The organism is Blastopirellula marina (assembly GCF_002967765.1).
Lineage (GTDB): Bacteria > Planctomycetota > Planctomycetia > Pirellulales > Pirellulaceae > Bremerella > Bremerella marina_A.
In genome coordinates this window covers 448385-461556 of record NZ_PUHY01000006.1, presented here as the reverse complement: position 1 = coordinate 461556, position 13172 = coordinate 448385, and the positions used below count along the sequence as shown (strand labels likewise).

At 52.4% G+C, this 13172-nt stretch carries 10 protein-coding genes; 7 read left to right on the top strand and 3 right to left on the bottom strand.

Annotated elements, in window-relative coordinates; translation table 11 throughout:
- Positions 1 to 35 precede the first annotated feature (35 nt).
- Positions 36 to 1259, bottom strand: coding sequence for a hypothetical protein (locus C5Y83_RS09860; RefSeq protein WP_105329502.1), 1224 nt, complete (start codon positions 1257 to 1259; stop codon positions 36 to 38).
- A gap of 140 nt (positions 1260 to 1399) precedes the next feature.
- Positions 1400 to 2854: a DUF1570 domain-containing protein gene (locus tag C5Y83_RS09855; RefSeq protein ID WP_105329501.1), complete on the bottom strand. Its 1455-nt coding sequence runs from the start codon at positions 2852 to 2854 to the stop codon at positions 1400 to 1402.
- 231 nt (positions 2855 to 3085) lie between these two features.
- Between C5Y83_RS09855 and C5Y83_RS09850 the strand changes: the two genes are divergently transcribed.
- Together C5Y83_RS09850 and C5Y83_RS09845 are read left to right on the top strand one after the other, a co-directional pair.
- Positions 3086 to 3817 (top strand): SAM-dependent methyltransferase, encoded by a 732-nt coding sequence (locus tag C5Y83_RS09850; RefSeq protein ID WP_105329500.1) that lies wholly within the window; start codon positions 3086 to 3088, stop codon positions 3815 to 3817.
- 75 nt (positions 3818 to 3892) lie between these two features.
- Positions 3893 to 5734 carry a sulfatase gene (locus C5Y83_RS09845; RefSeq protein WP_105329499.1) on the top strand — a complete coding sequence of 614 codons (1842 nt, stop codon included), beginning with the start codon at positions 3893 to 3895 and terminating at the stop codon, positions 5732 to 5734.
- Between the two features lie 86 nt (positions 5735 to 5820).
- Here C5Y83_RS09845 and C5Y83_RS09840 read toward each other — a convergent pair whose 3' ends face one another.
- A complete protein-coding gene (locus C5Y83_RS09840) occupies positions 5821 to 8142 on the bottom strand; it encodes a TolC family protein (protein ID WP_158262304.1) in 2322 nt (773 codons plus the stop codon).
- 454 nt (positions 8143 to 8596) lie between these two features.
- Here C5Y83_RS09840 and C5Y83_RS09835 point away from each other — a divergent pair, with 454 nt between their 5' ends.
- The 5 genes from C5Y83_RS09835 (at position 8597) to tssC (ending at position 13171) form a co-directional block, all read left to right on the top strand.
- Positions 8597 to 8950, top strand: a complete 354-nt coding sequence (locus C5Y83_RS09835) for a hypothetical protein (protein WP_105329497.1) — start codon at positions 8597 to 8599, stop codon at positions 8948 to 8950.
- 3 nt (positions 8951 to 8953) lie between these two features.
- Entirely contained in the window at positions 8954 to 9637 is a 684-nt protein-coding gene (locus tag C5Y83_RS09830) for a sigma-70 family RNA polymerase sigma factor (protein ID WP_105329496.1), read from the top strand.
- Between the two features lie 200 nt (positions 9638 to 9837).
- Complete coding sequence (tssA, locus tag C5Y83_RS09825) at positions 9838 to 10971, top strand: type VI secretion system protein TssA (RefSeq protein WP_105329495.1); 1134 nt, start codon at positions 9838 to 9840, stop codon at positions 10969 to 10971.
- 176 nt (positions 10972 to 11147) lie between these two features.
- Positions 11148 to 11675, top strand: a complete 528-nt coding sequence (tssB, locus tag C5Y83_RS09820) for a type VI secretion system contractile sheath small subunit (RefSeq protein ID WP_105329494.1) — start codon at positions 11148 to 11150, stop codon at positions 11673 to 11675.
- Positions 11676 to 11677: 2 nt separating this feature from the next.
- Complete coding sequence (tssC, locus tag C5Y83_RS09815; protein ID WP_105329493.1) at positions 11678 to 13171, top strand: type VI secretion system contractile sheath large subunit; 1494 nt, start codon at positions 11678 to 11680, stop codon at positions 13169 to 13171.
- Position 13172 lies beyond the last annotated feature (1 nt).

Sequence of the window (13172 nt, the reverse complement as noted above, 5' to 3'; positions counted from 1 at the left end):
ATGCACCGTGATTCGCACGTAAGCCCTTCGATTTACTAGTCCTTTGGAAACGCAATCTTCGTCATCTTTCCATATCCCGCAGGCCAGCGGCTTTGGAATTCGACTTGTCCGACAAAGTCTGTTTCCCCGAGTTCTTGCGTGTAGTCCTTCTGCAATTTGTCGGTCTGGTCGACGTAAAGTCTTGCGAGGTAGCGGCCCGGCGGAAGCTTCTGATCCTTCATTTTTTTCGCCCAAAGAGATCCACGCTCAGCGGTTAGGCTGAGTGAGTGTTGCCACAAATTTTGCGGGCCAAAGACTAGACGATCTGACGTGGCGACCCGTTGTTTGGACCAGCCTGCATCGGTTTCGCGATAGAGGTCGACTTGCAACAGCTTTTTGTCAAACTTGGCTGGAACGCCTTCTATCTTGAACCAGATCTCGGTTGTGATGGAAACCTCATTATCTGCCTTAGGTAGGTCCTGGGTGGACTGATACTTCCCTTCCACGATCTTGGCATAGTCATCAATAAAGCGGCGGAACTGTTTATAGGTTCGATCGCCGACCACCATTTTCTGTCCGCCACCATGCTCCTCTTGCAGGGTTGGCTTGGTTAGCAGCATGCTTTTCTCGGGGGTCTTGGGCTGGATGATGCCGGCATCCACCATCGTTTTTAACGTCTCAGCGGGATCGTTCAGGTGGATCCACGATACTTGTTTCCCGTGCTCTTGGACCTGCTTTTGGTTTCGATCGGGCGAGTGGCATGCCGCACATCGGCCAACCTCGGTCCAAACATTCTCTACAAACGAAGCCATCACGTGATCTTGCCGCGTATGGCGAATGACTTCGTCAGGGATTTGTGGTCCGATTGGTTGAGCTTTGTCTGTAGTAGATACCAAAGCTGGATCGCCTGCCGCTGCGACAATCCAAGCTTCGAAGGCTGCCAATTCTTGTTCGCGAATTCTCTTCTGGATCAAGCTGGGCGTATCCGAAGAGCGACGAATGAACTCGATAATCTTGGACGCTTTTGGGTTCTCTCGGTCTACCAAGCCTGCCTTAAGCAGCGATGCAAAAGTCGCCTGCTGAGTGGGTAGGATATAGTCCTTCAACTCGACTCCGCTCAAATGGCACTCGGTACAGCTCGAGGGATTGGGCGACTGAAAAATAGGCAAGATCCGCTTTTGGAAGATGGCTTCTGCCGAGATGTCATCAGCTAGTAGGGGCGATGCGGAGAGAAGTACGGCAGTAATTGCGAACAGAGGATAGCGATAAGCTGGGCCCATGGTCGCTCTCGAATAACGGCGGGATGAAACAGATTACCCTTATCGGGATTCCCCGTCATCATATCACCAAGTAGGTGCTCAAAGCGATTCAATTTCTGCCAGTTCCGAATGTCTGTGGTTCGTGACGTCTCAGGTTGCCGTTATCGGGCGTCGTCCAATGTCTTCTCCAAGTCGGTCTTCAGCGATCGCATGTAGGCTCGCCATTCTCCTTCGAGAATGTCCTTGTTATCCCCAAAGACTTTGTCGAAAACTTTCTGTAATTCGTCTGGCTTGGCGTGACTGGCTTTGGGTAACTTCCCCAGTTCCTGGTAGTAGGCCACCAACTTCGCGAAGTGTTTCTCCATCAGAAAGTGCGTCAATGCCCAAGACTGCCCGTAGGCGTGCAGCGTCGTGAAGTTGTTCGCGGAACGGGTGAAGATCTGATCGGAGACGATGAAGTTAATGTTCGAGATCTTACGCAGAGGGGCTAATTCGCGGTACCATTCCAAGCGTTCGGAGTTGACGGCACCAATGCCGCTCCAGGCGGCTTGCTTAGGAGACTCGAAATAAGTGGCCAATCCCTCGGCGGCCCACAATGGAATGGGAGAATCAGCAGGCATCAGACCAGTGTTGGCGGCCAGTTGGTGGGTTGCCTCGTGGCTGACCACTTCGATATCGAGATTCTCTCGTTTCACGTCGATCAACAAATTCAGCGTATCGGCGAAGCGAATAATGTCAGCCATGCCAGGGATCTTACGACGGACGATCTCGTCACGCTCGTTTTGAATCTTTCGGTTTAGTAGGTTCAGCACTTCAAATGATTGATCGGTGCCTTGATCGTAAAACACGGCGACGTTATCGACTCGATGAAAGAACCCAGCGGCCGATGCCAAGTCGGGACCTAGCAGATTGACGAACTGTAAGTACTCGCTGTGTTCGGCAAAAAGGACAACCATTAACAACTTGTCTGGCACTTCCAGTTCGACCCCTTCCAGGCAAAACTTCATCAAGAAGCTCTCATACACAGTTTCCAGCAATTCCAAACGTTCCTCGGCACGCGTCTTACTGGTACGGCGATCTTTCTTGTTGCCGGTGTCATGGAGCAGAAGGAAGTGTTTGCTACGGATGAATTTCATGTCAGCACGGTTCTTGGTAAAGTCGCGCATGATCTTCTCTTGAGCAGGGTCGATCTCGACCGGCTTGTTGATTCTCAGCTTCAAGTCGACTAGCCGTTTGACGCGATCGTCGTTCGGATCGATCTCCCAGGCAAATTTACACGATTGGTAGAAAAGGTCGAGCTTACCGATCTTCAAAGCGTTGCGAGCCGCATCGAGACAGCCATTTAAATCTTGATCGGACTTGGCTTTGGTTAGTTTGTTGACGGCGAGCGATTGAACGGAGGGGACCTTATAGATCTTCACATCGCCGGCATTCATATACAGATTGCCGAACGTTGGATGGCGAAACGTGACCGTCGCCCCTGGATTTACCGTTGCTCTTCCTTGCAGAATGAAGACTAGGTTCGTGCCAGGCACGTTGTAGAGAACGAGATCCGCGAAGGTCTGCGAGAAGCAAGTCAACCCAAGAATTAGTCCCAGAACGATGCGCGCAAACATGACAACCTATAGGAGCAGGGGACAAAAACGGGTGGATGGGGGCCACCCGGATTATGCCTGGGTTTCGACCAGATAACAAATGAATCTTCTGGACTTCGTTGCAATCGCGAACCATGCGGTTCCCATTGTTGTCGATTCTCGGGATAAAACGGACGCGTCCCTGTCAGGGATGTTTTGCTGTTTTCTCTAAATTGATCAATTTCTTTACTCGCGAATCGCAGGTTCTCATTCATGGACGCGATCATTCAGTTGTTCTCTGGCGTAAACCGACTCGCGCCCGGAAGTCCAGGGATCACCGAGAAGGCGTTCCGAATTGCGTCGGCCGGGCGATCGATTGCTTCGATTTACGAGCCAGGCTGCGGTAACGGTGCGGCAACATTGCTACTTGCCGAGCTGAGCACGGCCCACATCACCGCAATAGATACTTGTCAGGAATTTCTCGATTGGCTCACCCAGCGGATCGACCAGGTTGGATGTAGCGACCGTGTTGCCTTACTTAATCGAGACATGACCGAGAGCTGGCCAAAGACAGCGCAATTCGATCTGATTTGGTGTGAAGGTTCGGTCTATAACATGGGGCTCGATCAAGCTCTCTGCGGCTGGAAAAACTTACTATCGCCGGGAGGTCGTGTAGCAATATCCGATTTAGTGTGGACGAGCCGCGCGCCAAGTCAGGAGATTCAAGACTTTTGGAAAGCGGATGGCGTCACGCTACTTCACCACGAAGAAGCAGCGGCACGCTTCGCAGCAAACGGCTATCGATTGCTCGATAGCTTTGTCTTTCCCGAGCAAGCCTGGCAAAACTATTACGGACCGCTAGTGGAACAGTTGGCCCCATATCTCGAACCTTTTTCCGCATCCAATGACATGCGAGCATTGGCAACCGCTTTTCAAAAAGAGATTCGTATGCGAAGGGAATTCGGCGGCGAGTACGAATACGTCTTTTTCATTGCTGAGCTCTGATTGGTTGAATCGTCGCACCGCGGATGGCATAGTAGAGCAAAGTTGACTTCTTTTCCCATTCGCGAAAGCCCCCTCATGCGACGTGGTCTGCTTAGTTTAGTTTTTCTTCTCGGGTTGAGCTGCTCTGTCTTTGCGGCAGATCGTCCGAACTTTGTTTGGATCATGTCCGAGGATAACTCGGTCCATTTTCTGAAGCTGTTTGATCCGACGGGGGCAACCGCGCCGAATATCGAAGCGTTAGCTGCTGAAGGGGTGACGTTCGCGAACGCATTTTCCAATGCACCGGTTTGTAGTGTCGCGCGAACTACGCTGATCACTTCATGCTACGCGCCGCGGATTGGTACTCTGTTCCACCGCAAGAGCTTCATGGTGCCGATGCCGGAGGGTGTGAAAATGTTCCCGGCTTACTTGCATAACGCCGGCTACTATACAACCAACAATTCGAAGGAAGATTACAACGCGATTAAGTCAAAAGACGTGTGGGATGAATCGTCCCGTAAGGCGAGTTGGCGTAATCGAAAAGAAGGGCAACCCTTCTTCCACGTGCAAACATTTACTACGACCCACGAGAGTTCACTCCACTTCCCGGAGAGTGACGTTTCGAACAAGCCGACCAAGAATGACCCAGACACGGTCTTCGTACCACCGCATCATCCCAAGACTGAGACCTTCAAGTATACGTACGCTCGCTACCACGATCGTATTCAAGATCTCGACAAACAAGTCGGCAAATTGGTCGATGATCTGAAGCAAGATGGCCTGCTGGATTCGACGTTTATCTTCTACTTCGGCGACCATGGTGGCGTGCTGCCACGTGGCAAAGGCTACGCTTACGATACGGGGTTGCACGTTCCTTTGGTGATTCGATTGCCAGAAAAGTTCCGAGATCAGATGCCGGAGAAGCCAGGGAGTCAATCGAGTTCGTTTGTAAGCTTTGTCGACTTTGGGCCAACCGTACTGAATCTGGCTGGCGTAAAGGGATCCGACAAGGTTGATGGCCATGCGTTTATGGGAATCGGCCACCAACAATTGATGGAGTCGGACGAATCGTTTGGTTACGCTGACCGCTTTGATGAAAAGTACGATATGGTCCGCACCTTGCGGAAAGGAAAGTATCGTTATGTGCGAAACCTACAGCCGTTTAACTTCGATGGGCTGATGAACAACTATCGTTACAAGATGGCAGCCTATCGCGAGTGGCGTCGCTTGTACGACGAGCAGAAGTTGAATGAGGTTCAAAGTCTCTTCTTCGAAACACGTCCCGCCGAGATGCTTTTCGATGTGGAAGCCGATCCGTATGAAACAGTGAACTTAGCCGGTGATGTTGCTCATGCCGAAATCCTCAAGGAAATGCGAGGTCGTTTGGATGGCTATCTTTCTGGGATGCCAGACTTAGGTTTCTTCCCTGAAAGTTATCTGGCCGAGAAAGCGGCTGACAATCCTGTCGTGTTTGGAAAGGAACATCAGCGCGAGATTGATCAGTTACTCGAAATCGCCAACCTGGAATTACTTCCTTACATCGAGGCAGAAGCTCAATTGGAAAAAGCATTGGCGTCGAACGATCGATGGCATCGTTACTGGGGGCTCATTGCTTGTACGGCACATGGCAAGGCCGCACTGCCCTTAAAGAAAAAGATAGACGCCATCGCTGCCTCGGACTCCGAGAATTTAAACCGAGTTCGCGCGGCGGAGTTTCTGGCGATGGCGGCCGGCATTGATCCGGTACCTGTCCTGAAAGAGACATTGGCGAACGCCAAGACAGCGACTGAGGCGAATCTGATTCTGAACACCGTGGTCTTGCTGCAGGATAGCAAGCCTGGCTACACCTTCCAAATTAAGCCAAAGGATGTGAAGCACGTAACAGGCAATCGAGGAGAGCTCGATCGACGACTTGAGTACCTCTCGGGTAAGAAGTAATCAGCGCAGAAAAAATCTCCGAACCGCGTGGGGAGCGATTCGGAGGTTTGGAGATCGACTCGAGGTTCATGGAGCTGTGATCGAGATTAATGGAGCCAAAGTGCTTCTTCGGAGCTTTCCCCACCGAACGAGAAGTTCTTACTAGGCGTTGCATCTTTGGCGCGAATTATGGGGGGCTTCGTTGCGGGACGGCTTGGTGGAATAATTCGATCGACCGGCGGTAACGTCACCGTGGGTTTCGTAGAGACTGCTTTCGGAGCGGTCGCAACTCGGGCGGTTGGCTGAAGGTGACCCTGCGGCTGGTTCGATGCTCGACGAAGTGGATTGTTGAGCATCGGTAAGCTACCGGTTGGCAGCATTGGGGCCGATTCGACTTCAGCTGGCGTTGGCAGTTCGGGAATCGTTTTCGATGGCGGAACGATCGGCTCAGCGTGCGGTTTGGCGACCAATGTGTCAGTGACCTGTTCTGGCTGACCAATGACGGTTTCGTTGATTACATAATCGGTGTGGGCTCGACGTTTCAGCAGGTCACGCGTCAAAGCGTCGTTGTATGCCTTTTGCGGCCAAGGACCTTCTGCCATCGCTATCTGATAGAACTCGAGCAACGAACCCTTTTCGTAGTGGACGTTCTTGATCGCCAGAGCATAGTCAATTCGTGCCTGATTGAATAACGTGCTCGAGTCGATCACGCGACGCTGGGCTTCCAGTAGCAAGTCGATCGGAGCCTTGCCGGCTTCGTAAGCGGCTCGGACAGTTGCTTCCTGGGCGAAGGCAGCTTCACGGCGATTGAACAGCAGTTCCATCACTTCGTAAGCTCGCTTGATTTCGGCATACGCATTCGAAAGGCCGTACATGACCTGTTTTTCCTCTTCTTCGAGGATCGCCTTCGAGCGAGCAACCGTCAATTCGCTGCTTCGCACAGCCGCATGAGCACGACGGAAACCGATCGGCATGTTGAACTCGACTCCGAGTTGGTACTCGCCGAAATCATTACCGGTTAAGCTTTGCACGGCACCTTGTTCGCCAGAGATGCCGTTGTCGTCCCAGTATTGAGGACCGAAGCCGCGCTGGCGATAACGGGCGATCAGGTCAAGGTTTGGTTTCAGGAAGTTACGATTGGCTAATAACTCTAATTCGTTTTGCTTGATGACCCATTTCTGGCGACGAAGTTCGGGACGTCGGGCGAGTGCCTCGGCTGCGATATCGGTCCAGTCGAAGTTGACCTTAGCGACCGGGGCTTCGGTTGACGGACGAATCAGTCGGCCGTTTGTTTGCGTTAAACCGATGATGAACCGCAAGCGGCGTTCCGCGACGCGAACGCCACCCGGGTTGTTGAATGTACCCCCGAGCGTGCCGTTGTTGTTTTGCGTGCGCTGCACAAGACGGCCATTTAAAGCATTCACAACGTCGGCCTGGAAGCGGAAGTATTGTTCTCGAGCTTGTGCTTCGGTGTCGGCTGATTTTTTGTTGGCTTCCACGTTCGCGTACGCGTTCTTCCAAACCTCCAGTACATGATTCCGGGCATTGATCTTCACGTCGAGATCACGGTAGGCAAAGTACAAGTCCCAATAGGCGTTTTCAACATCGCTGACCAGGTTTCGGAGTGAGATCTCAAAGTCCGCCAGGCTAATGTCAGTACGAGTTCGAGCGATTAGCACACCGTTGGCAAAACCTGGCTCCCCGTTCGGTCCAGCAATGCGGTTGTATTGAACACCAGCACCCTGCAGTAACGGTTGACGCAATTCGGCATCGACGTAGGTATCCCATCCGGCGCTGAAGATACGTTGCGGGTTGTTGTTATAGTCGTACTGCGTCACACTGCGTAACGTCATCAAACCACCAGTTGCGTTCCGCTTGGTGAGATTGACTTCGTAGTTATGCAGGTCTTGTTGGAAGTAGCCGTTGTTACCAACAGTGAAGTTGTTAACCCGATGGTCGTTCTTTTCGAAATAGGCATTGGCGCCGAAGGTTGCATCGAACGCGCTGAGTGCGGCTTCTTCACCGTAGCGGCCGTCGGTGTAAACGATCGCCGGGTCGTAAATCGAGGAGTACGCAAACGGTGTTCGCAGAACGCCCCCCAGGTTTTTCATGATCTCTGAGTTTTGCAGAGTCAGGCGGATCGCCTCTTCGAGCGAAAGATCCCAGTACCCTGATTCCAGATTGATATTGTCGGGGTTGATGCTGTCCGGAGAGTCGGGAAGCTCAAGGTAGTCGTCGTCTTCGCAGACGTTAGGGGCCGGATCTTCGATTTTCAGGCCGCGTCCTGCGTACTCGGCAATCAGACTTTCGTCGTAGGCAGGAGGATCTGGACAGTCATAGTACTTCCAGCACTTCAGCGAACAACCGCTCAAGCTCGTCGAGAGGCATGTGGTAAGAACCACAATCCATTTCGTGTAGCGATTGAGCATCGCTAGTTCCTTCCTGGGTCGTACCATTCGCGCAGAACGTTCTGACGAATTCCAATGTGCCGCGGGTTCACTTGAAGGGACGGCGTGTGGTACCAGGCCACCTGATTAAGGCCCGATCGGGTCGTTCCACCACGCTGATGGGTAAGGTCCCTCAAGAGAGTTTTTCGGCAGGCTCAATTTGTAAACTCAATAAAACCCGTAGTTTCTGAGCATCAGCTACGACTGCTATCACTGGTGAAACCGCTTTGACACCGGATCTTTTCGCTAACCGGAAAAGTCGCCTGAATTCGATAGCAATCGCGCCAATCGAAGACTGGCTGATTGGAATGAATTTGCCGATTGGTATACTCACAGGAAGTGGGCGTTGACGGCAACGGGGGCTGTTTTCACAAGTCGCGCACCATGCATATGGGAAGAAAATCGATCCCAATATGAGCTAAAAAAAGGGGAAACGATGAGTTCAGAGCCATGGAAGTCTGGTTCTGCGCGCGAAGGAAATGAATCCAACGAAGCAAAGCCGCAAGGCGAGTGGTCGATGGAGGACGTTCTACGTCGCACGCTTGACGCAGGGCAGGGTGACGATGTGGTCGATACAATCGATCAACTTCGTAAAGACAATCCCGCCGCCAAACCGGACGAGATCGATACGATGACTCGCTTCGTCTTGGCGTTTCTAAAAAAACGGTTCCCCGACCTTCCGCTGAAGAGTGAGAAGGTACTTCTGATGGCGTCGACCATTGCCCAATCGCTGATCGAAGACCCGGTAGCCAGCGAGCGGATCCGTCTCCTTTGGGCACAGTCGAGCTAAGCCATGTCTACGGATGCAAGCCAACTTCAAAAACGGATCGAAGATAACCAGGGGCTCGTTGTCTCGTTGGCCAAATCGATCCATCGCAAGCTCCCTCCTCAGATCGGTATGGACGACCTAATTGCTTATGGGCAATTAGGTCTAGCCGAGGCTGCAAGGACGTTTCAGGACGACAAAGGGGCGAGTTTCTCAACTTTTGCTTACTATCGCATCCGTGGTGCAATTTACGACGGCATCTCGAAGATGAGTTGGAATTCGCACGCGGCGAAGATGCAGACGAAGTATCAGCAAATGGCTACGGATGCCATGCAGTCCGAAGCCGCCAGAAATCCTGCCGGGGCAAATTTACAAGAAAATGCCCAATGGCTTGGCAACCTTACCGAGAAGCTGGCGATTATCTACTTGGCCAGCCACGGGGAAGAGACTCAACACGCGTTTCAGGCAGTAGCCGACGCCAGGGTGCAACGACCTGAGGAACGGCTAGAAAACGAGGAGATTCAGCGACTTCTCCAGTCACTACTGAAAACTCTCTCGCCGCAAGAACAAGACCTAATTCGTATGACCTATTACGAAGGGCTGAGCCTAAAGGATGCGGCCGACAAGTTCGGCAAAAGCAAGTCGTGGGCAAGTCGCTTGCACCAGGCCATTCTCGAACGACTGGCGAGAGCGCTTCGCCAAAACGTTTAGTAGATCGCCTGCGTGTTAAATCGTAGTGACTCGAACGATTGGAATGATTCTGTCGACGGTTAATGCCGAGAATCACCGATAGCGGATCTGGGTGAATCTCATTTAGGCGAAGAATAGCCGGAATTTTTCCCTTGAAGTTCCCAGTTTGACACTTATATTTTCGCGGCGATTTTGTTCCCCTTTGTTCGAGATGAACCGCCATGGCATTCGCAGCAGCACTCGACGTCGAGTCGTTGATCAATCCGATCTCTGAAGAATCTCCCAGTGGGGTAGAGCTGCGCCAATCGGAATTCGCGGATCGATTCTTCGATCTCCGCGAGTACTTCAATCAATCGAACAAGGCGGAACGTGACATCCAGCAGGCAATGGCCTTTCCGGACGAAGAGTTCCCAGATTTGAAGGACCCGGAGTGGGAGGAAGTTCGCGATCGAGCGATCGATATCCTGGCAACCCACTCCAAGGACGTATCCGTTGCCTCGTGGTTAATCGAGGCCGAGATGCGACTGGAAGGAATCGCCGGGTTGCGTGATGGCTTCAAGGTGATGTTGGAACTATGCCGCCGTTATTGGGATAACATCCATCCCGCACCGGATGAAGACGAAGGGTACGCAGAGACCGTCTCGCAGTTGACCGGGCTTACTAGCGAACGAACGTTTAGCACACTCGAAAACATCCCGCTCACCAATGGAGCCGGAGGACAGTATTCCCTATTCGATTTCAACGAGGCAAATCGAATCGAGGGAATGTCAATGGAAGACAAGCATCGCCGGGTCACCCAAGGGGCAATCGAACGTCACACGTTCGACGAGTCATTTCGCGCGACATCACGGGATCACTGGAACAATGTGATCGAGGATCTCGATACAACGATCGACACGATCCGCGAATTGGCGACATTTTTGGATGAACGTTGTGTTCGTAATTCCTACGGTGAGGATACGGCACCGTCGATGACATCGTTTCGCCAGAAACTGGAGACGACCCGGGCGTCGGTTCAACAGTTGATGTCGGAATTGCTGTTAGAAGAAGTAACCGAAACCGAAGCTGATGAAAATGCTGCGGAGGGGGAAGCGACCACCGCAAGTCAGCCGAAGGCAGTCGTCGGGACGATTCAGACACGAAGTGATGCAATCAAGATGATTCGAAAGGTTGCCGAGTACTTCCGCAAAACCGAACCACAATCGTTTATCCATTTCAAGTTGGAACAAGCAGCCCAGTGGGCGGAGATGCCTTTTCCAGAGTTGCTCAAAGAGTTACTACGAGACGAGACCGCGATGGGTGAATTGTCGCGTCGGACGGGGATTCCAATACCCAAGGACGAAAGTGATTATTAGAAAAATTCCGGAATTATCCGTGATAGTTTGATTGTAATTAGCCCTTAATTTTTAGAAATTGAGGGCAGGTTAAGAATGGGCAAACTTGGCCAGTGACGATGCGTACTGTCCATTAGGGGCTGAAGCCGCTTATTCAACGACGCATCTGGTTCATGAAATGACATTGAGGGGAAACGATGGCTGAAAGTTATCAAAAGAGGCTCAACCGCGTCCGAAAGCCCCGCGTTCACATCACATACGATGTGGAAACGGGAGACGCGATGGAAAAGAAGGAGCTTCCATTCGTCGTGGGTGTGATGGGGGACTTCTCCGGCAATCCAGCGGAAAAGATGGAGCCGTTGAAGGATCGTAAGTTTGTCCAAATCGATCGCGACAACTTCGACGACGTCATGAAGCGTTTCCGTCCCGAGCTCAATATGCGCGTGGATAACACGCTGGCCGACGATGGCTCGCAGATGGCCGTCAACTTGAAGTTCGAATCGATGGATGACTTCAGCCCTGCCAATGTCGCCAAGCAGGTCGAACCCCTTCGCAAGTTGTTGGCAACCCGTGACAACCTGCGCGATCTGCTCACCAAGATCGACCGCAGCGACGATCTGGAAACCTTGCTGGAACAGGTCATGAACGACGCGGATCAACTCAAGAAGTTGGCCGGCGAACTGGGTGTCAACGAATCGGACGGCTCCGGAAAGGAAAGTGAATAATTATGAGTGCTGGCGAACAACAATCAGCCCAATCGGCGGCTGAAAATACCGAAGCCACCAGCTTGCTGGATGCCGCGATCACCGCGACCAAGCAAACCGAACAGCCGCGTGCCAAAGAGCTGATTCAAACCCTGGTCCAAGAGGCCATGAAGGGCACGGTTACCTTCGATAAAGACATCATCCGTACGATCAATCAAGGGATCGCTGCGATCGATGAGGCCGTCTCGGCGCAGCTCGCGACAGTGATGCACCATCCTGAATTCCAGAAGCTGGAAGGCAGCTGGCGTGGTTTGCATTACTTGGTCAGCAACAGCGAAACGGGCGAGATGCTCAAGCTGCGAGTGCTGAATGCCTCGAAGAAAGATCTTGCTAAAGACTTGGAACGTGCGGTCGAATTCGATCAAAGCACGGTCTTCAAAAAGATCTACGAAAGCGAATTCGGCTTGGCCGGTGGTACGCCGTACGGTGCGTTGATTGGCAACTACGAATGGGACAACACCCCAGACGATATTGCCGCCATCGAAAAGATGTCGGGCGTTGCTGCTTCGGCGTTTGCTCCGTTTCTGACCGCTCCGAGCGCGAACTTCTTTGGGTTCGACAACTGGGAAGAGTTGTCGCGTCCACGCGACCTGGCAAAGATCTTCGATTCGCAAGAATACATCAAGTGGAACTCCTTCCGACAATCGGAAGACTCCCGCTTTGTCACGATGTGCATGCCGCGCACCCTGGCTCGTTTGCCTTATGGTGCCGCGACCAAGCCGATCGAAGAATTCCATTACGAAGAAGTGGAAACTGGCCCAGAAGGTCAGCCAATCGAGGTCGATCACAACGAATACTGCTGGATGAACACCGCGTTCGTCATGGGCGCGAAGCTAACTGACGCATTCGCCAAGACAGGCTGGTGCACGGCGATTCGTGGTGTGGAAAACGGCGGTAAGGTCGAAGGCCTGCCGGTCCACGTGTTCAAGAGCAGCGATGGCGATTCTGGCGTCAAATGTCCGACCGAAGTGGCGATTACTGATCGCCGTGAAGCGGAATTGAGCAAGCTTGGCTTCCTTTCGCTCTGTCACTTCAAGGACACGGATTACTCGGTCTTCTTTGGTGGCCAGACCACACAAAAGCCGAAACAGTACTTTGAAGCTGATGCCACGGCGAACTCCGAAATCTCGGCCCGCCTGCCATACATCATGGCTTCATCCCGGTTTGCTCACTACTTAAAGGTGATCGCCCGCGATAAGATCGGTTCGTTCATGGAACGTGACGATTGCGAACGTTGGCTAAACGATTGGATTCACAACTACGTTTCCGCCGATTCGCATCCTAGTGCCGAAGTCAAGGCTCGCTTGCCGCTGGCCGAAGCTCGCGTCGAAGTGACCGAAACGCCTGGTAAGCCTGGCGCTTACAATGCCGTCGCCTATCTCCGACCTTGGTTGCAGATGGAAGAATTGACTGCCTCGCTCCGTATGGTGGCCAGTATTCCACAGAAGGCCGGCTAAG